This is a genomic window from Limisphaera sp. 4302-co (assembly GCF_049537155.1).
In the GTDB taxonomy this organism is placed as follows: domain Bacteria; phylum Verrucomicrobiota; class Verrucomicrobiia; order Limisphaerales; family Limisphaeraceae; genus Limisphaera.
The window spans coordinates 153,099-170,942 of sequence record NZ_JBMVQZ010000003.1; the positions used below are offsets into that span (position 1 = coordinate 153,099).

Below are 17,844 nucleotides of genomic sequence, written 5' to 3' on the forward strand. Positions count from 1 at the left end.
TCCGGGTTCCAACGGGCGATTTCGGCCGGCTGTCCCATGCTGACCCGTCTCCACATTCGCAACTTCAAGCTCTTCGAGGAAGTGGATCTGGACCTCGGACAGCGAGTGCTCTTCGTGGACCAGAACAACTCCGGCAAGACCTCGGCACTTCAGGCTCTGGCGCTCTGACACGCAGGCATCCAACGATGGGTCGAAAAGCGCGGCACCGGCAGGGTCCCCGAGGCCCGCGCCGGTGTGACCCTGAATCGCAGGGACCTGATCGCCGTCCCGGTCCCGACCGCCAAGCTCCTGTGGCGGGACCTGCATGTTCGCGAAGGCCACCGCCAGGGTGCCAGGACTCAAACGCGCAACATACTGATCGAGATCGAGGTCGAGGGAATCGGCCCCGACGCAAATCCCTGGCGCGCTGCTCTGGAGTTTGATTACGCCAACGAAGAGTCCATTTACTGTCGCACTCCGGTCGGTCCCGAGGGCAGGCGCCTTCCCGTCCCCCAGGCGGCTGCACAACTCAAACTCGCCTACCTGCAGCCCATGTCCGGTCTGGCCACCAGCGAAACCAGAGTGGACGAGGGTGCCCTCCAGGTCCGGCTCGGCGAAGGACGAACCGCTGAAGTCCTGCGAAACCTTTGCTGGCTGGTCCGTGAACGAAATGAAAAGCTCTGGGACGAGGTGGCCGCCTCCATGCAGCGGCTTTTCAGCATCCGACTCGATCCGCCCCGCTACATTCCCCAGCGCGGCGAGATCACCATGACCTATCGTACACCCTCCGGTGTGCGGCTCGACCTTTCCTCGAGCGGTCGCGGACAACAACAGGTCCTGCTACTCCTTGCCTTCATGGCAGCCTACCGCGGTTCGATTCTGCTGCTCGACGAACCCGATGCACACCTGGAAATCCTGCGCCAGCGTCAGATCTACGATGTGCTGTCCACGGCGGCCGAGCAGACCGGGAGCCAGATCCTGGCGGCCAGCCATTCCGAGGTCCTGCTCAATGAAGCAGCGGGTCGTGACGTGGTGGTGGCATTTGTCGGCCGGCCGCATCGGATCGACAGGCGTGCCAGTCAACAGGTGCTGAAGGCGCTGAAGGAGATCCCGTTCGAGGACTATCTGCAAGCCGAACAAACGGGATGGATCCTTTACCTGGAAGGCCCCACCGATCTGAAAATCCTGAAGGCCCTGGCTCATCGCCTGGGCATCCGGCCGCCGAATATTTGGAGCGGGTTTTTGTTCATTACGTCGGCAATCAACCCGCCCGCGCCAGGGATCATTTCCACGGCCTGCGCGAAGCAAAGCCAGACCTGGTCGGTCTGGCCATTTTCGACCGGTTGGAGGCCACCCCATCCGGGGACCCCTACCTCACGCAAACCACCTGGCGCCGCCGGGAGATTGAAAGCTGTTTGTGCCAGGAGGAAACCCTCCTTGCCTTTGCCGAGGCCCAGGGCCGTACCATCCAGGGGGATTTGTTCGGAAAGGCATGGCGTCAGACCATGGAAGAGACGATCGCCGAAATCACCGACGCGCTTGCCAGGCTGGGCAGACCCGACCCCTGGGGCCCGGATTTGCGCGTGAGCGAGGAGTTCCTCAAGCCTGTGTTCCGGAAGTTCTACCAAAAGCTCGGCCTGGCTCAGTTGGCCGACAAATCCGACTTCCACCAGCTCGCCGGGTTCGTCCCGCCGGAGCGGATGGATACGGAAGTACGCGAAAAACTGGACCTCATCTGCGAAACCGCCCGGCGGGCCCGCCCCCTCGAAGGAGCCCCGCAAGTGGAGGCCGGACGTTGAAACCAACCAACCGCACTCCGGTCTGTCCGACTGTCCGGCCGCTCACCACGAGACCGGGATCCGGAGAGTGCGTCCCAGCCGGTTTTTGTAATACACGTGGCCGTGGGCGCGGCCGTACTCGTGCAGCATGCGGGTCAGTTTGACGTCGTAACAGCAGTACTCCGCGATCTCCAGCAACCGGCCCTGTTTGTACCATTCCAGCGCCTGCGTGCCCTCGGCCGTCTTTTCCACGCCGAACGTTGCCGAGACCAGCGCATCCAGCGAGGGCCGGTGCTGCAGATGATCCTGCAGACTCACCAGCAGATCGAGCGTGGGCAACTGCCGCAGGTCCAGCGCGGTGTACCCGTGCAACACCTCGTAATCGAATCGCAGGATGTTGAATCCCACCACCAGGTCCGCCCGCTGCAACTCCCGGATCAGCTCGTCCACGTCGCTCTCGGCATAGATCTCGTACCCGCCACGTGCGGTGCTGTAGGTGACTCCCACGCTCATGCCCATCCGGCTGATGTGACCCCAGCCACCCACTTCACCGGCCGATTTCTGCGTCTCGAGATCGAGGTAAACGATGTTCTTCACGGTTCGCAGCATGAAACCGGCCGGGCAGGCCGCTGGCAAGGTCGGAGCCCGCCGGACGGCCGCCACGGGCGGCGTCCCGCGCCGATTCTCAGTCCCATCCGTAATCGGACACCGGCTGTTGGCGCGCATACCGGAGCCAGGTCAACCACACCAGCGCCGCCTTCTGCCAGGTGGGCACGCGCACGGCCGGGCCCTCGAACACGTTGAAACCGCGGCGTTCCAGCCGTTTCAACACCCGCCAGTACACCGCCCCCATCAGTTCCGCCGCGATCAGGGCGCGCCGATCCTCCTCCGGAAGCCGGTCACGGGCCTCCCGGTACCAGCGCCGCGCACGGCGCGCGACCCGCCGCGCCAGCTCGGCATAAGCCGGCGTGTACCGGCCCGACAGGATGTCCCCCTCGGCCACGCCCGTGGCCCGCAGCTCTTCCAAGGGCAGGTAGATGCGGTCGCGGGCCGCGTCGTGGGCCACGTCCCGCAGAATGTTGGTCAATTGCAACGCCCGCCCCAGGGCCACGGCATAGTCGCGCGAGGCCGGATGGCGGCACCCGAAGATGGGCAGGCTCAGCAAACCCACGACCGAAGCCACCCGGTGACAGTAGAGTTCCAGATGATCCCACGTGGGATAGCGCCGGATCTCCAGATCCATCGCCACGCCACGCAGCAGCTCGTCGAACAGCGTTCGCGGCAGGCGATACCAGAAGATCACCGGCTGAAGTTCCTGGCAAACCGGCAATCGCGGCTGTTGACCGGTGTAGGCGCGGTCCAGATCCTCGCGCCACACTTCCAACCGGGCCCGGCGTTCCTCCTCCGGGAGCCCGGGCGCATCGGCCACATCGTCCACCTCGCGGCAAAAGGCGTACAACACGGCCATGTCGTCACGCGTCGTGCGCGGCAACAGACAAAACGCCAGCGCGAGGTTGGACCTACTCCGCTGGGTGATCCGCCGGCTCTCTTGCATGCCCCGGAATCTTCAGGAAGCGGCCGGCGCGCCCGGCCCGGCCGGTCCGGCGGACGGCCCCTGCGGCGGGGGAGAAGCGGCCGGAGGGATGCCGGGCGGCACCGCACTGGCGCCGGTCCCGGAGGCCGGCGGGGCCGCCCCGCCACCGGCCGGCTGGCGGATTGGCGGCAGACCGCCCGTCTCGGCCAGGGTGGGATTCCGATGGTGATAACGGTGTTTCCGCCGTTTCTTGCGCCGGCGCGGTTTCAGCAGCGACAACAGGCCGGTGTCATCCAACTTGGGCGAGCGATACCGGACCAGGGTTTCACCCCCCTGGCTGCCGTGCCGGCGACGGCGACGGCGACCGCGCACAATGGCCAGCCAGGTCATGAGGATCATTGTCAGCACCGCAACCGCCCCGAGGATGGGCAGGAAATCCCGAAACTGCGATCCCCACCGCGGCGGAGGAGGCACCACCGTCGGCGCCGGCACCAGCGGCGTCGAAGCCAGGAACAGGGCAGACAGGTCGGACAGGCTCATGGCGAGGAGATCGGCGTGTCCGCCGAAGCGGGTTCCGCATCGGGTTCGGATTGGATGTTGAGCCGCTGCATGCGGTAACGCAGGGCGTGCCGGCTCAGACCGAGCCGCTCGGCCGCCCGGCCGATGTTATACTGGCACTGCGCGAGGGTGGCGAGGATCAACCGCTTTTCGTAGGCCGCCAGCAGATCGTCCAGCGTCTGGCCCGGGGCGGGCATGGCGGGCGCCGCCTCTTCCTCGCCCCGCGCGTGCAACCGCGCTTCCAGCTCGAAATCCGGCAGACTGGTGGCCTGGATCTCCGGGCCGGTCTCCAGGATCAGGGCCCGTTCGATCACGTTGCGCAGTTCGCGCACGTTGCCCGGCCAGTAGTGCGCCAGCAACTTCTTGCGGGCCGCCGGGGTGAACCCGCGGACGTTCCGGCCCAGCGTTTGCTTGAACTGACGCAGGAAATGCTCCGCCAGCAGGAGCACGTCCTCACCCCGTTCCCGCAAGGGCGGCAGGCGAAACTGAACCACATTCAACCGATGGAACAGGTCCTCCCGGAACCGGCCCTCGTGAATGGCCCGGACAATGTCGCGGTTGGTCGCCGCAATGACCCGCACGTTCACCCGCAATTCCTGCGTGCCGCCGACCCGCGTGAACGTGCCGTCCTCCAAAAACCGCAGCAACTTCGCCTGCAGGGGACGGCTCATGTCGGCGATCTCGTCCAGGAAGAGCGTGCCCCCGTCGGCCTCCTCCACCCGACCCGGCTTTTGCCGGAGCGCACCGGTGAAGGCACCCTTTTCGTGCCCGAACAACTCGCTCTCCAGCAGCGTGTCCGGGATGGCGGCGCAATTGATCCGCACATAGGCCGCATCGCGACGCCGGCTCAACCCGTGCAAGGCGCCCGCGACAAGCTCCTTGCCCGTGCCGCTCTCGCCCAGGATCAACACCCGCGCATCGGTGGCGGCCACCGTCTGGATCATCTGGCGCAGCTCGCGGATCTTGGGGCACTCGCCCACGATCTGCGACAGGTCGGTCACCACCCCCACTTGACTGCGCAACCTCAGGTTTTCCTGTTTGAGACGCCAGTGTTCGGCGCACCGTTCCACCGCGTGGAGCAGTTCCTCCGGCGCAAAGGGCTTGGGAAGGTAGTCGAACGCACCGGCCCGAATCGCCTGCACGGCCTGTTTGGGCGTGGCGTATGCCGTGATCATGAGCACCGGCAGATGCGGCCACCGCTGCCGGACCCGCGTGAGGAAATCGTACCCGTTCATGCCGCCCAGCCGCACATCGGTGATCACCAGGAAAAACTCCTCCTCGGCCAGCAGCGGCAGCGCCTGTTCGGCGGACTCCACGTCGCGCACGTCGTAACCTTCCGGCTCCAACAACGCCCGCAACGAGCGCCGCAGGTTGGGCTCGTCGTCCACGACCAGCAAGGGTGGCAACGCCGGTTTCATGAACACCGTTCCAGCCGGACCCGCCGGAAGGCCTTCCCCCGCCCCGAGACCGCCTGCGAAACAGGTCGCGCGTGCCGGATGGTCACCGCCCGGTTCAGGCAGCCTGGCCGGTCCCGTCCGGCGAGGGACCCTCCATCGTCCGGACAGGGAAAGTTACGGTGAACCGCGCCCCTTTTCCAAGCTCCGACTCCACCCGGACGCGCCCGCCGTACAGTTCGGTGTTGTGCTTGACGATGGCCAGGCCGAGCCCCGTCCCCTTGGGCCGCATGGTGAAATAGGGCTCGAAAATCCGTTCCAGCTTGTCGGCCGGTATGCCCGGGCCATTGTCGCTCACCACCACCTCCAGGACCGAATCCGAGATGCACCGGGCTGACACGGTCACCTCGCCATGCCCGTCCAGCACGTCCCGGGCGTTCTGCAGCAGGTTGGTCAGGATGTCGTCGAAATGCCGCGGCTGCATCATCAACACCGGCAGCGGCTCGCGCAAATCCAGCCGCACCTTCACGCCCGTCTCCAGCCCGGGGGGAAACACCCGGCGGACCGCCCGTTCGATGGCCTCGCGCACCGGCACCTTTTCCACCCGGCCCTCGCTCAGCTCCGCGTAGCCCATGACCTGCGTGATGATCCGGTCGGCCTTTTCCACCTCCTCCTGAATCAGCTCCAGGGAACCGGCCGCCGCGGGTTCCCGGCCCACGTAACGCTGGAGCGCAAAGGCCGCGTTGTTGATGATCGCCAGCGGGTTCTTGATCTGATGGGCGAACTCGGCCGCCAGCCGGCCCGCCGCATGCAACTGGGCCGAGCGCGCCGCAAATTCCTTGGCCTCCTCCTCGGCCTGGCGTTGTCGTGCCGCCAACACCTGCACGCCGTAGCAACAAAAGGTCAACAACCACAGGATCACCAGTCGCAACAAAAACGGTTCACCCGGCACTTCGGGCACCTCCTCCGACTGCACGACGTAGCGCGACATGGGCAGCAGGCGATTCAACTCCTCGGCCAGCGCCTGCCGCAGGGCCTCTTCCTGTCCCGGCTGGCGCGACAGCTCGCGGATTCGTTCCCGTCCACCCTCGGGCACGCGCTGCCAGAGCAGGCGGGCCAGGGTGTCGTTGCCCTGTTGCAGGCGCGCCGCCGTGGCGTAGGGGTCCGGGATGTCCACGGGCCGGATGGGCGGCAGAGCCCGACGCTGGGCCCGCGGCGGCAGTTGCGGCACGGGCAGTTCCTGACTGCGCAGGCTCGGCTCCACCAGCCCCGCCAGCAGGAAGAACCCGCTCAGCAGGAGGTTCAGCACCAGTTGCGGCGTGGCCAGCGGGATGCAGATGGCGTTCAGGACGATCAGAACCGGAAAGACCCAGTACAACACACTGTCGAATCCCCCGGTCAACACCGTCAGACCGCCCAGAAACAATCCGTCCGCGAAACCGAGCAGGAAGGACAGCCCTTGGACCGTGCCCGGTGGGAAACGACGCACCCACAGAAAGGCCGCCCAGCAGATCCCGATCAACCCGACGTAGACGTAGAAGAACTCCCGCAGCGCCTCCAGCACCACGCCGAACGAGGAGTCGGGTTCCTCCACCCAGGTGGCCCGCAACAGGTAGTGGTAGACGGCCAGCAGGACCAGCACCTTGGCCGGCAGCACCACCTCGCGTTGCAACCGCTGGACGCGCCGGTCCTGTTGCGCCGCCTGCGGCGCCGGGGCCTCCAACAGGCGGGACAGCCGGGTCAACCACGACTTGAACCGGTTCATGCCACCGACGGCGGCGGCGTGCCGGCCCCACCGGGTCCGGCCGCCAGTCGCGCCAACACGTGTGATGCGATCTGCTCGATCGGCCAAAGCCGGCCTGCCCCCTCGTACCCACACGCCAGCAGGCCCGTGTCGGGACCCACGAACTCCACCCCCCGACGGCGCAGGGTCTCCACGTTGGCCTGCGTGGCCGGGTGCAACCACATCTTGCCGTTCATTGCCGGGGCCACCACCACCGGTGTCTCCGGCCGCAGGGCCAGGGCGATGCAGGTCAGCGCGTCGTCGGCCAGACCGTGTGCCAGCCGGGCGATGGTATGGGCCGTGGCGGGCGCGATCAGCAACAGGTCCGCCTGATCGGCCAGTTGGATGTGCGTGGGTTGCCAGCCTCCGGCCGTGTCGTACAGGTCCGTCACCACGGGGTTTCGCGACAGGGTCTGGAACGGCACCTCGGTCACGAACCGGCGCGCGTCAGCTGTCAGGACCACGTGCACCTCGCAACCGGCCCTGACCAGCAGACTGCACAGGTCCACCGCCCGGTGCGCGGCGATCGAACCGGTCACGCCCAACACGATGTTGCCCTGGCTCTTCATCCCATCCCCTTCCACGGAGCCGGCCCCGTCCCACACGGGCCGGCCCGCCGCCACGCGGCCGCTGCCCGGGCTGGACGCCCCCGACCCTGTTCGTTCAAAAAAGCGGGGCCTTTTGCCGGCATACCCGGAGTTTTTCCGCCTCCAGAATCGCCTCCAACCGGGCCACGTCCTCCTCGATTGTCCCGCTGAGAATCAGATAATCGAATTCATGCCACCGGGCAATTTCGGTCCGGGCGGTGGCCAGCCGCCGCCGGATGACCGGCTCGGGATCCGTCCCCCGACGGCGCAACCGGCCCTCCAAAACCTCCAAAGATGGCGGGGTCAAGAACACCGTCACCAGCGCGCGCCGCAACACGGCATCCTCCCGGGCGCGCGCGCGGATGGCCGCCGCGCCCTGCACATCCACGTTCAGCAGAACATCCGATCCGGATCGCAACCGGTCGAGCACCTCCCGGCGTAGGGTTCCGTACCCGTGCCCGTACACGATGGCGTGCTCCAAAAACTCGCCCGCCGCCACCTTCCGTTCATACGTCTCCGGATCCAGGAAATGATAGTCCACACCGTCCCGTTCCCCGGGACGCGGCGGCCGCGTGGTGCACGTGATCACCCGACTCAGACCCGGCCGCCGCCGGAGCAACTCCTGGCAGAGCGTGGTCTTGCCCGCACCGGAAGGGGCCGACAACAGCAGCAGCACCGTCCCGACCGGCGCCTCCCCGGCGCCCGCCCCTCCCGCTGCCCCGGCGCAGGGCGCAGCCCGCCCCGGCACGTCTCCCGATGGCGAATCCGAAACCGAATCGTTCATTCCACGTTCTGTACCTGTTCGCGAAAACGGTCCAGCTCGGTCTTCAGCCGGACCACCTCGCGACTGATCTGCGCGTCGTTGGCCTTCACGCCCAGGGTGTTCACCTCGCGGTACATCTCCTGGGCCAGAAAATCCAGGGTCCGTCCCACCGGCTGCCGGCTCCGACGACATTGCTCGAACTGCTTGAAATGACTCTCCAAACGCGTCAGTTCCTCGGTGATGTCGGTCCGCTCGGCGAACAGGACGACCTCCTTCAACAGTCGTTCGTCCTCGCCCGTCACCTCGGTCAGGCCGGCCGCCCGGATCCGCTGCAACAACTGTTTCCGGTAGCGTTCCACCGCGCGGGGTGCACGCGCCCGAATCCGGGCCACCGCACGCCGCATGCGTTGAATGCGCCGCACCAGATCCTTCTCCAGATGCGCCCCTTCCCGCCGGCGCATCCGCAACAGGCCGGCCAGCGCACGGTCCAGGGCCGCACGCGCCACCGGCCACAGTTTCTCCCACGGCACCTGCGGGCCGTTGGCTTGGAAAAGGCCCGGCACGCGCAGGAGGTGATCCAGCGTCACCGTCTCGGGGATCCCCAAGCGACGGGCCAACCGCCGCAGCTCGGCCACCCAGGCCGCCGCGACCACGGGTTCCAAGCGCGGGGCCACCCACGCCGGGTTGAGATACTCGACCAGCACGCGTGCCTGGACCCGACCCCGTTCAATGTGCCGGCCGATCCATTCCCGCATCGGACCCTCCAGCACTTCCAGATCCCTTGGCAACGTCAGCAAAATCTCGGCCTGCTTGCGATTGACCGAGTTCAACTCCACGGTGATCCGGAGGCCGTGACGCTGGCATACCCCCCGTCCATGTCCGGTCATGGACTGCATGCCCCGCAGCATGCCCGGGGGGACCGGCGTTGTCGAATCCGGAATCCATCCGGCCCGGCCGGCCGGTTTTGCTCTTTCGAGCACACGCCTTTCAGCTAGATTCGCCTCCAAATGGAGAGTCTGCTGGCGCTGGACATTGCCCTGTTCCGGCTCATCCACGATCAGTGGCAGAACCCGCTGTTCGATTGGTTGATGCCCCTCCTGAGCGGGCACCCGCTCTTCTATCCCGCCGTGATCACGGTGGCCGCCTGCATGCTTGTGAAGGGCGGCCGGCGGGCCCGGCTTTGCCTGCTGATGTTGCTGCTCCTGCTGCCCGCCGGGGACGGCCTGGTCTGCAACACCATCAAGAAGGCCGTGGGCCGGCCCCGCCCCTTCGCCGCACTCGAAGGGGTCGAATCCCGCACGGGCAGCGGCCAGAACCGTGGCAAGAGCATGCCCTCCGGACACGCCTTCAACTGGTTTGCCGGCGCCACCGTCCTGGCGCTGTTTTACCGGCGAAGCTGGCGGTTCATGTTCCCCATGGCTGCTGCCGTGGCCTATTCACGCGTTTACAACGGTGTCCATTACCCCTCGGACGTGCTGGCCGGAGCCGTTCTGGGCAGCGGCTACGCGCTGGCAGGCACGCTGGCCCTGAACGAGGCCTGGCAACGAATCGGCCGACGCTGGTTCCCGCTCTGGCACGAGCGTTGTCCGCGCATCATTCCTCCCTGGCCCGCCGAGCCGCCCGCGGATTCGGTCGCGGCGGGCTCCGAACAGGCCCGGCGGAACGAGGAAACCCATTGGCTGCGCGCCGGTTGTATCCTGATCGGCATCCTCCTGCTGGGGCGATGGTGGTACGTGGCCGGCGACATCATCCAGCTCTCGGAGGACGAAGCCTACCAGTGGCTCTGGTCGAAGCGTCCGGCCCTGTCCTACTACAGCAAGCCGCCCTTGATCGCCTGGAGCCACCGGGTGAGCACGCATCTCTGGGGCGACACGCATTTCGGTGTGAGGTTCTTTCCTCCGCTCATCGGCGCCGTGCTCGGGCTGACGCTGCTCCGTTTCCTGGCCGGCTGGATCGGTGCCCGTGGCGCGGTGCTGTTCCTGCTGATGGTGCTCACCACGCCGTTGCTCGGCGTGGGCAGCACGCTGATGACGGTGGACCCGTGGAACGTGCTTTTTTGGACGTTGGCCATGATCGCCGGCTGGCGCGCCTCCGGCGCGGAGGGCCGTGCGCGTGACTGGCTCTGGGTGGGGCTCTGGATGGGCCTCGGCTCGCTCAGCAAGTACACGGCCCTGATGCAATGGCTGAGTTGGATCGTCTGGTTCGCCATCTGGCCACCGGCCAGGGCCCACCTCCGCAGGCCGGGGCCGTACCTCGCCCTGGTGGTCAACGCCGTTTGTCTGTTGCCCCCGCTGATCTGGAACTGGCAACACGGCTGGGTCACCGTCCGCCACGTGGCCGAGGACGCCAATGTGGACCAGCCCTGGCATTTCACCCTCCGTTACCTGGGCGAGTTTCTGGCCGCAGAAGCGGCGCTCTGGAACCCGGTCTGGTTCGGCGCCATGATCCTCGCCTGTGTGGGCGTGGTCCGGCGGTGCCGCAACGAGCCGCGCCTGCTCTACCTGCTGAGCATGGGCGCTCCCGTCTTCCTCGTTTACTTGGGCTGGACCCTGCACTCCCGGGTGATGCCCAACTGGATCGCGCCATCCGTCCTGCCCCTGCTGGCCCTGACGGCCGTGTACGCGCACCTCCAACGGCCCACCTGGCAACTCTGGTACCGGCGCGCCTTCGGCGTCGGCCTCGGTTTGGGCCTGCTCATGCTGGTGCCCATGCACGACAGCCGGCTGATCACCCGCGCCACCGGACTGGTCCTTCCACTGAGTCTGGACCCCCTCCACCGCGTACGTGGGTGGAGGGAAACCGCCGAACTCGCCAACCGGGAACGGCAAAAGCTGCTGGCAGAGGGCCGGCCGGTGATCCTCATCGGCGACCACTACGGCATCACCAGCCTGATGACGTTTTACCTCCCGGAAGCACGGGCCGGTCTGCCGGATCAGCCCATCGTTTACTGCCTGCCCACGCCCCGGCCGAAAAACCAGTTCTGGTTCTGGCCCGGATACGAGCAGCTCAAAGGTGCAAACGCCATCTTCGTGCAACGGTTGAAGGTCAAGGTCCGTGCCACGGACTGGCTCCGCTCGCCCACCGATCCCCGGTGGCGCTGGCGCAAACCCGAACCGAGGGACCCGCCGCCCGTGCTGCGCGAACAGTTCGACGAGGTGACCAGTCTGGGCGTGTTCCCCGCCGTTTGGAAAGGCCAACCCCAGCAATGGGTCCAACTCTATGCGTGCCGCAACCTGCGCTGACCCCGGCCAGCCCCCGTCAGCCCCACGGGAAGAGGTCCTGCAAACCGCCTGGCACATCCCGGATTACCGGCTGGACCTGACGTTGGAGTGCGGTCAGACCTTCCGGTGGCGCCGGTTCGGGCCCGGCTGGCTGGGCGTGATCGAGGGGCGCAGGATCGAGCTCGTTCAAACCGGAACGCTTCTCACCGCCCGGGCCTGGGGCCGGGAGCAGGACCTGGCCCGGTTGGAGAACTACCTCCAGATTCGAACCTCCTTGCAAGCCGTCTGCGCCACCTTTCCTGACGATCCGCACCTGCACGAGGCCATCCGGCGCTGGCACGGGCTGCGCCTGCTCCGGCAGCCTGCGTGGGAATGTCTCGCCTCGTTTCTGCTCTCCAGCGCCAAACAGATCGTCCAGATCTGCCAGGTCATCGAACGGCTCTGCCGCCGCTGGGGCCGACCCGTCCCCGGCCCTGCGACCGGGCCCCGCCTTTGGTCGTTCCCCTCACCGGAGCGGCTGGCCGCCGCATCGGAATCGGAACTGCGCGCCTGCGGTGCCGGGTTCCGTGCCCCCTTCCTGTTGGCCGCGGCCCGGGCCGTGGCCGAGGGGAAACTCCCCCTGGACGAGCTGCCGCGCCGGCCCTATGAAGAAGCGCGCGAGCAGCTGCTGGCCCTTCCCGGCGTGGGCCCCAAGATCGCCGACTGCGTCTGCCTGTTCGGTCTCGGCTTCCTGGAGGCGTTTCCCGTGGACACCTGGGTGAAGCGCGTCATGCAGGAACGTTACTTCGGCGGCCGCCCCGTCTCGGAGGAGGTGGTGGCCCGGTTCGGCCGGCGCCATTTCGGCCGGTACGCGGGCTACGCCCAACAATATCTCTTTCACGACCGCCGCGTTGCCGGACGGTTTTCCCGTCCACACCGACCCGCAGGGGCCGCCATGTGACACTCTTCACGCCCGCGGTCCGGCACGCCGCCCGCGTGGCTGCGCCGGCTCGGTCTCAGCCTCCATTTCCAGGAACTTGCCGGGGTTGAGAATCCCCCGCGGGTCCAGCACCTCTTTGATGCGCCGGTGCAGCTCCCGCACCTCCGGGCCGACCGCCAGCGGCCACCACCTCCGCTTGGCCAGACCGATGCCGTGCTCACCGGTGATCGCCCCGCCCCAGGCCAGCACCTGACGGAACAACTCGTCCAGCGCGGCCTCGGCGTTCTCGCGCGCGCCGGGTTTCCGGAAATCCACCATGAGATTTGCATGGATGTTGCCGTCACCGGCGTGCCCGAAACAGGCCACGGGAATGCCGTGCTTCTTTTGCAGGCGGGCCGCGAAGTCGAACAGGTCCTCCAACCGGCTGCGCGGCACCACGATGTCCTCGTTCAACTTGGTCAGGCCCGTGTCGCGCAGCGCGTAGGAGAACTCGCGTCGGATCTGCCAGACCGCCTCGCAGGCATCGGGCCCCAGGCCCACCTGAACGAACCGCGGCCGGTGCCGGGCCACCAACTGCCGCACATGCCTGACCTCGCCGCGGACGGACCGTTCCTGCCCGTCCAGTTCGACAATGAGCATGGCCCGGCACCCGCGCAACCGGTCGCTGCCGGTCCGGCGATACGCCGCCTCCAGGGTGAAGGCGTCGGCCAGCTCGAGTGCCGACGGCAGGTATCCGGCGCCCAGGATCTCATGCAGTGCGCGTACCGCATCGCGCATCCGGTCGAACCCCACCGCCAGATTCGCCCGATAAGGTGGGAGCGGCAGGAGCTTGAGGGTGGCCTCGGTGACCACGCCCAGCAGCCCCTCCGATCCCACGAACAGACGGTGCAAATCGAATCCGGTCTTGTTCTTGTGGGTGCGCCCGCCCAGCCGGAGCACGGTCCCGTCCGCCAGCACGACCTCCAGACCCAGCACATAATCCCGCGTCACGCCGTACTTCAGGCAGCGGGGTCCACCGGCGTTGGTGATGATGTTGCCCCCGATGGTGTTGTTCGCCCGGCTGGCCGGATCGGGTGGATAAAACAGGCCGCGCCTTTCCACCTCGGCCTGCAGGCGGGCCGTGATCACCCCGGCCTCCACCACCGCCACGAAATCCCGGGGATGAATCTCGCGGATGCGATTCATGCGTGCCAGGGACAGCACCAGCCCTCCCTTCACCGGGACGCAACCGCCCACGTAGCCGTGCCCGGCTCCGCGGGCCGTCACGGGGATGCCGTGTTCGTGGGCGAAGCGGAGGGTTTTCGCCACCGTGGCGGTGCTGCGCGCCAGTACCACCGCATCCGGCCGATGGGCGGCAAACCATTTGTCGCCCGCATGCGCATCCAGAGTGGCCTCGTCGCACCGCAGTTCGCCGGCAGGCAACAATCGTTCCAGCCGCCGCAGCCACTCAGCCGGCGGGCGGGTCTTCCGGAGGGGATTCGGAGCTTTGGAGGAATCGCTTGACTTCATCGCTTTCGTTCTCCGGCACCTGCACCAGGATGCCGCCCACGGCCATGGAATAGCCGTCCATGCTGAGGGCGGCGTCCTCGTGCAAGAGCCGCGGATGGAATCCGGCGGCCTCCAGACGCGCCCGCAGCAGGTGCGCCTCCGCCGGTTGAAAAAACCGTCCGATTGTCACCAGTTTCATGACGAGGATGCCGTCGTGGAACCGGGATCGGACCCTTCCGATTCGCTCACCAGCTCGGCAAAGATCATCACACCGGCCCCGGTTTGCAACGAGCTTTGCACCCGCACTTCCACCTCGCGGCCGATGCAGGACCGTGCCCGGTTCACCACCACCATCGTCCCGTCCGGCAGATAACCCACGCCCTGGTCCCGTTCCCTGCCCTCGCGCACGATCCGCAACCGGACGATTTCCCCGGGCAGGAGCACCGTGCGCAGGCACCGGGCCAGTTCATGAAGGTTCACGCAGGTCACTCCCTGGAGCCCGGCCACGCGCGCCAGGTTGGCATCGTTGGTGAACAGGCGCGCGCCGAGGTTGCTCGCCAGCCGGATCAACTTGGCGTCGACACCGGTTTCATCCGGGTAATCGGCCTCGTGAATCCGCACCTCGTTGCGTCTGGTCTTCTGGATCCGGTTGAGCATCTCGAGTCCGCGCTGGCCGCGCGCGCGCTTCTGTGGATCGGAGGAGTCGGCCAGCTGATGCAGCTCGCGCAGGACGAAGCGCGGCACCACGACGGTGCCCTGGAGGAAATTGGCCTCCAACAACTCGGCGATCCGGCCGTCAATGATCACGCTCGTATCCAGGACGATCCACGAATCGGCCGAGCCCCGGGGGACAAACCGGACGTACGGGATGATCAGCGAGAAATCCTCCTTGTTGCTCCGCATGGCCAGCACCATGCCGATGTAACCGAACGCCAGGAAGAGCGCCAGGCGCACCAACCAACGCGTGGCCGGCTCGGTATTGTCGAACAGGCCCGAATGGTCAATCAACTGGGCCACCACCATCCCCAGGATCAGTCCGAACGTGACCGCCGAGAACGCGCGCAACGAAAAGCCCTTGAGCATCTCGTCCACCGCGATCAACAGACCGCCGAAGCCGAACCCGGCCACGATCCCCCACCATGGGTGGCCCGCATACTCCGGACGCAGCTCGCCCACCGCCCAGCCGGCGGCGCTGCACAACGCCAGGAAGAAGATCCGAATCACCCAGATGGTCATGGCCGTTCAGGGGAAGGGATGGTGCGGCGCCCGCACCGCCTCCCGGTTGGTCGCCACCAGCCGCGGTTCCGGCCGCGGTTTCCACAGGAGCCGCCAGAGGCCGAACCGGTTCAGATTGCTCGTCGTGACGGAGAGATTCGCGGCAATCTCCTCCAGATGCCGGGCCAGGGTCTCGTCGGTGAACAGCCGCCCGGCCAGGCCACGGCCGGCCCGCAGATCCTGCAGCAGGGCGTCCACCTGCGCCGAGACCGATTCGAGCCGGTCCAGGATGACGTCCACATCGTTCGTGTGCGCTTCCAGGGTGCGGTTCAGTTCGCGTGTGAACCGGCCGAACTCGGCTGTGGCGAAGTTCAGGTTGCTCAGGGCCGTCTCCACCGTGGGCGTCTGCTCCTGCAGGATCCGGTCCACGCGGTCCATCGCGCGGGCCGCCCGGGCGGAGAAGGCGGCCAGCTGATCGAGCGTGTTGGAGGCCTGCACCAGCGTGGGTTCGTTGAGCACCAGACGGCGGATGTCGGCGATGGTGGCGTCCAGCCGCCGCGCAGTTTGATCGATGCGGCGGATGAACCCGCTGGCGTCCCTTGCGGTCTGCTGGAGGTTGAACGGCGGCGGGCATTCGACCTCCTGACCGGGCTCGAGGTACGGTGCGGCGCCGTTGGTGCCCGGGTAGATCGCCACGTACTGGTCCCCCAGAAACCCGCTCTGCTCGATCACAAACAGGGCATTGGTGCGGATCCGGTACTGTTCGAGAATCTCCAGCCGCAACCGGGCCACACCCGTGTCCGGATCCAGCGACAGGTCGGTCACATTCCCGATCGGATAGCCGGCCATGAGCACCGCTGCGCCTTTTTTGATCCCGCCGATGTCGGTGGTGCGCAGGTACAGCTCGTAGGTGCGGGCGAACCGCGTGACCCCCTTGCTGAAACTCACCAGCAGGGCCGCCAGCAACAGCAGTCCCACCGCCACGAACACGCCCACCTTCCATTCGAGGGAACGGTTTTCCATGGCTCAAAAGTCCGGATGCTTCGGATCCGACACGCCGTCAATGAAACGCCGGACCACCGGATCGGTCGAGGCAAAGATGGCCTCGGTGGGGCCCACCGCGTAGATGCGACGCTCGTGGAGCATGGCCACGCGATGGCCCACCCGGCGCGCGCTGCGCATGTCGTGCGTCACCACCACGCTGGTCACGCGCAGATGATCGCGGATGCGGATGATCAGCTGGTCAATGGAATCCGACACAATCGGGTCCAGACCGCTGGTCGGCTCGTCGTACAGGAGGATCTCCGGCCGGTAGACGATGGCCCGGGCCAGTCCCACCCGCTTGCGCATGCCGCCCGACAGTTCCGCCGGTCGTTTCTGCTCGATGCCCGGCAGGTCCACCAGCTCCAGCGCCTCGGCCACCCGGCGCGCGATCTGGCCCGGCGTCAGGTCCCGGCGGTTGCGGAACGCAAAGGCCACGTTTTCCGCCACCGTGAGAGAGTCGAACAGGGCCGCGTTCTGGAACAGCATGCCGAACTTGCGGCGGACCTCCAGCAGCCGGCGTTCGTCCATGCGGGTGATCTCCTGGCCGTCCACCCGTACCGAACCCTCGTCGGGCTGGAGCAAACCGATCAGGTGCTTGAGCAAAACGCTCTTGCCGCAGCCGCTGCGCCCGATGATCACCACCGATTCGCCCCGTTCGATGTGCAGATCGATCCCTTCCAGGACCGTCTGCGAGCCGAACCGCTTGCTCAAACCGCGCACCTCGATCATAACCCCAGGGCGGTCAGCAGCGGGGTCAACCCCAGCGTCAGGAAGAAATTGGCCACCAGGATGGAAATCGAAGCCACCACCACCGCCTCCGTTGTGGCCCGTCCCACCCCCTCGGCGCCCAGCCCGCAGTTCAACCCCTTGTAACAGCCCACCAGGGCCACGATCCCGCCGTAGATCACCGCCTTGATCAGGCCGATCGTCACGTCAATCACGCCCGTGTAACGCAGCATGTTGTGCCAGGCATACGCGGCGTCGATCCCCAGCAGACCCACGCCCACCAGATAACCGGCCCCGATGCCCACGGTGATGGCCTCGGCGGTCAGCAGGGGCAACGCGATGTGCGCCGCCAACAGCCGGGGCACCACGAGGTAATCCACCGGATGCGTGGCCAGCGTGCGCAACGCGTCAATCTGCTCGGTCACCCGCATGGTCCCCAGCTCGGCCGCAATGGCCGCCCCCACACGCCCCGCCACCATCAAACCGGTGAGCACGGGGCCCAGTTCGCTGCACATGGACACGCTCACCACCGCCAGCGTGGCGGTGTCCATCTTGACCTTGTGGAACTGGAAGAAGGTCTGAGCCGCCAGGACCATTCCCGTGAACGCGCCGGTGACGAGGACGACCGACTGGGATTTCACCCCCATGAAGTGAATCTGGACCAGCACGTCCCGGGCATGGGCCCGACCCCGCAACAGCGAACCGAACGCCTCGCGGGCCAGCAGGGCCATCCGACCCAGACCGCACAGCCAGTCCGTCCACCAGGCGCATCCCCGGTTCATGGCGGCTTTTTAGCAAACGGGATCCCCGGCCAAAAGCAAAAGACACCGGCACCCCTGAGGGTGCAGGTGTCTG

Annotated in this window: 18 protein-coding genes and 1 pseudogene; 5 read left to right on the forward strand and 14 right to left on the reverse strand. The window is 66.9% G+C overall.

The genetic code is table 11. The features are described 5' to 3' along the window. Positions 1-36 precede the first annotated feature (36 nt). From ACPDIX_RS04490 to ACPDIX_RS04500, 3 genes and pseudogenes are all read left to right on the forward strand, one after another. Entirely contained in the window at positions 37-168 is a 132-nt protein-coding gene (locus ACPDIX_RS04490; protein ID WP_423430588.1) for an AAA family ATPase, read from the forward strand. Between the two features lie 579 nt (positions 169-747). After that, positions 748-930: pseudogene (locus tag ACPDIX_RS04495) on the forward strand (AAA family ATPase); the annotation flags it as partial. A gap of 278 nt (positions 931-1,208) precedes the next feature. Continuing rightward, positions 1,209-1,778 carry a hypothetical protein gene (locus ACPDIX_RS04500; protein ID WP_423430765.1) on the forward strand — a complete coding sequence of 190 codons (570 nt, stop codon included), beginning with the start codon at positions 1,209-1,211 and terminating at the stop codon, positions 1,776-1,778. A gap of 42 nt (positions 1,779-1,820) precedes the next feature. Here the strand turns inward: ACPDIX_RS04500 and ACPDIX_RS04505 are convergent, their stop codons facing one another. The 8 genes from ACPDIX_RS04505 to ACPDIX_RS04540 all read right to left on the reverse strand — a co-directional run bounded on the left by ACPDIX_RS04505 (position 1,821) and on the right by ACPDIX_RS04540 (position 9,272). Continuing rightward, positions 1,821-2,354 carry a ribonuclease H-like domain-containing protein gene (locus tag ACPDIX_RS04505; RefSeq protein WP_423430589.1) on the reverse strand — a complete coding sequence of 178 codons (534 nt, stop codon included), beginning with the start codon at positions 2,352-2,354 and terminating at the stop codon, positions 1,821-1,823. Positions 2,355-2,442: 88 nt separating this feature from the next. Beyond that, on the reverse strand, positions 2,443-3,312 hold the full coding sequence (gene hpnD / locus ACPDIX_RS04510) for a presqualene diphosphate synthase HpnD (protein WP_423430590.1): 870 nt from the start codon (positions 3,310-3,312) through the stop codon (positions 2,443-2,445). 12 nt (positions 3,313-3,324) lie between these two features. Further along, positions 3,325-3,831, reverse strand: a complete 507-nt coding sequence (locus ACPDIX_RS04515; protein ID WP_423430591.1) for a hypothetical protein — start codon at positions 3,829-3,831, stop codon at positions 3,325-3,327. Then, a complete protein-coding gene (locus ACPDIX_RS04520; protein ID WP_423430592.1) occupies positions 3,828-5,267 on the reverse strand; it encodes a sigma-54-dependent transcriptional regulator in 1,440 nt (479 codons plus the stop codon). The genes ACPDIX_RS04515 and ACPDIX_RS04520 overlap by 4 nt, the downstream gene beginning before the upstream one ends. A gap of 94 nt (positions 5,268-5,361) precedes the next feature. Further along, a complete protein-coding gene (locus ACPDIX_RS04525) occupies positions 5,362-7,008 on the reverse strand; it encodes a sensor histidine kinase (RefSeq protein ID WP_423430593.1) in 1,647 nt (548 codons plus the stop codon). Further along, a complete protein-coding gene (locus tag ACPDIX_RS04530) occupies positions 7,005-7,595 on the reverse strand; it encodes a flavoprotein (protein ID WP_423430594.1) in 591 nt (196 codons plus the stop codon). Before ACPDIX_RS04530 ends, ACPDIX_RS04525 begins: the two co-directional genes overlap by 4 nt. 94 nt (positions 7,596-7,689) lie before the next feature. Then, positions 7,690-8,397: a guanylate kinase gene (gene gmk, locus ACPDIX_RS04535; protein WP_423430595.1), complete on the reverse strand. Its 708-nt coding sequence runs from the start codon at positions 8,395-8,397 to the stop codon at positions 7,690-7,692. After that, positions 8,394-9,272 carry a YicC/YloC family endoribonuclease gene (locus ACPDIX_RS04540; RefSeq protein WP_423430596.1) on the reverse strand — a complete coding sequence of 293 codons (879 nt, stop codon included), beginning with the start codon at positions 9,270-9,272 and terminating at the stop codon, positions 8,394-8,396. The genes gmk and ACPDIX_RS04540 overlap by 4 nt, the downstream gene beginning before the upstream one ends. Before the next feature lie 111 nt (positions 9,273-9,383). Here ACPDIX_RS04540 and ACPDIX_RS04545 point away from each other — a divergent pair, with 111 nt between their 5' ends. Together ACPDIX_RS04545 and ACPDIX_RS04550 are read left to right on the forward strand one after the other, a co-directional pair. Continuing rightward, positions 9,384-11,618, forward strand: coding sequence for a phosphatase PAP2 family protein (locus ACPDIX_RS04545; RefSeq protein WP_423430597.1), 2,235 nt, complete (start codon positions 9,384-9,386; stop codon positions 11,616-11,618). Next, complete coding sequence (locus ACPDIX_RS04550; protein ID WP_423430598.1) at positions 11,596-12,537, forward strand: DNA-3-methyladenine glycosylase family protein; 942 nt, start codon at positions 11,596-11,598, stop codon at positions 12,535-12,537. The genes ACPDIX_RS04545 and ACPDIX_RS04550 overlap by 23 nt, the downstream gene beginning before the upstream one ends. 6 nt (positions 12,538-12,543) lie before the next feature. Here the strand turns inward: ACPDIX_RS04550 and ACPDIX_RS04555 are convergent, their stop codons facing one another. From ACPDIX_RS04555 to ACPDIX_RS04580, 6 genes are read right to left on the reverse strand one after another with little or no spacing between them, the layout of a single operon-like run. After that, complete coding sequence (locus tag ACPDIX_RS04555; RefSeq protein WP_423430599.1) at positions 12,544-14,025, reverse strand: FAD-binding oxidoreductase; 1,482 nt, start codon at positions 14,023-14,025, stop codon at positions 12,544-12,546. Beyond that, positions 13,964-14,203: a hypothetical protein gene (locus tag ACPDIX_RS04560; protein WP_423430600.1), complete on the reverse strand. Its 240-nt coding sequence runs from the start codon at positions 14,201-14,203 to the stop codon at positions 13,964-13,966. Before ACPDIX_RS04560 ends, ACPDIX_RS04555 begins: the two co-directional genes overlap by 62 nt. Continuing rightward, on the reverse strand, positions 14,200-15,240 hold the full coding sequence (locus ACPDIX_RS04565; RefSeq protein ID WP_423430601.1) for a PIN/TRAM domain-containing protein: 1,041 nt from the start codon (positions 15,238-15,240) through the stop codon (positions 14,200-14,202). The genes ACPDIX_RS04560 and ACPDIX_RS04565 overlap by 4 nt, the downstream gene beginning before the upstream one ends. A 6-nt stretch (positions 15,241-15,246) precedes the next feature. Next, positions 15,247-16,242 carry an MlaD family protein gene (locus tag ACPDIX_RS04570; RefSeq protein ID WP_423430602.1) on the reverse strand — a complete coding sequence of 332 codons (996 nt, stop codon included), beginning with the start codon at positions 16,240-16,242 and terminating at the stop codon, positions 15,247-15,249. Positions 16,243-16,245: 3 nt separating this feature from the next. Next, a complete protein-coding gene (locus ACPDIX_RS04575; protein ID WP_423430603.1) occupies positions 16,246-16,992 on the reverse strand; it encodes an ABC transporter ATP-binding protein in 747 nt (248 codons plus the stop codon). Continuing rightward, entirely contained in the window at positions 16,989-17,771 is a 783-nt protein-coding gene (locus ACPDIX_RS04580) for an MlaE family ABC transporter permease (RefSeq protein ID WP_423430604.1), read from the reverse strand. The genes ACPDIX_RS04575 and ACPDIX_RS04580 overlap by 4 nt, the downstream gene beginning before the upstream one ends. Between the last annotated feature and the right edge of the window lie 73 nt (positions 17,772-17,844).

Coding starts and splice junctions, on each gene's coding strand:
- ACPDIX_RS04490 (WP_423430588.1), top strand. CDS start 37: ATGCTGACCCGTCTCCACATTCGCAACTTCAAGCTCTTCGAGGAAGTG.
- hpnD (WP_423430590.1), bottom strand. CDS start 3,312: ATGCAAGAGAGCCGGCGGATCACCCAGCGGAGTAGGTCCAACCTCGCG.
- ACPDIX_RS04515 (WP_423430591.1), bottom strand. CDS start 3,831: ATGAGCCTGTCCGACCTGTCTGCCCTGTTCCTGGCTTCGACGCCGCTG.
- ACPDIX_RS04520 (WP_423430592.1), bottom strand. CDS start 5,267: ATGAAACCGGCGTTGCCACCCTTGCTGGTCGTGGACGACGAGCCCAAC.
- ACPDIX_RS04525 (WP_423430593.1), bottom strand. CDS start 7,008: ATGAACCGGTTCAAGTCGTGGTTGACCCGGCTGTCCCGCCTGTTGGAG.
- ACPDIX_RS04530 (WP_423430594.1), bottom strand. CDS start 7,595: ATGAAGAGCCAGGGCAACATCGTGTTGGGCGTGACCGGTTCGATCGCC.
- gmk (WP_423430595.1), bottom strand. CDS start 8,397: ATGAACGATTCGGTTTCGGATTCGCCATCGGGAGACGTGCCGGGGCGG.
- ACPDIX_RS04540 (WP_423430596.1), bottom strand. CDS start 9,272: ATGCAGTCCATGACCGGACATGGACGGGGGGTATGCCAGCGTCACGGC.
- ACPDIX_RS04545 (WP_423430597.1), top strand. CDS start 9,384: ATGGAGAGTCTGCTGGCGCTGGACATTGCCCTGTTCCGGCTCATCCAC.
- ACPDIX_RS04550 (WP_423430598.1), top strand. CDS start 11,596: ATGCGTGCCGCAACCTGCGCTGACCCCGGCCAGCCCCCGTCAGCCCCA.
- ACPDIX_RS04555 (WP_423430599.1), bottom strand. CDS start 14,025: ATGAAGTCAAGCGATTCCTCCAAAGCTCCGAATCCCCTCCGGAAGACC.
- ACPDIX_RS04560 (WP_423430600.1), bottom strand. CDS start 14,203: ATGAAACTGGTGACAATCGGACGGTTTTTTCAACCGGCGGAGGCGCAC.
- ACPDIX_RS04565 (WP_423430601.1), bottom strand. CDS start 15,240: ATGACCATCTGGGTGATTCGGATCTTCTTCCTGGCGTTGTGCAGCGCC.
- ACPDIX_RS04570 (WP_423430602.1), bottom strand. CDS start 16,242: ATGGAAAACCGTTCCCTCGAATGGAAGGTGGGCGTGTTCGTGGCGGTG.
- ACPDIX_RS04575 (WP_423430603.1), bottom strand. CDS start 16,992: ATGATCGAGGTGCGCGGTTTGAGCAAGCGGTTCGGCTCGCAGACGGTC.
- ACPDIX_RS04580 (WP_423430604.1), bottom strand. CDS start 17,771: ATGAACCGGGGATGCGCCTGGTGGACGGACTGGCTGTGCGGTCTGGGT.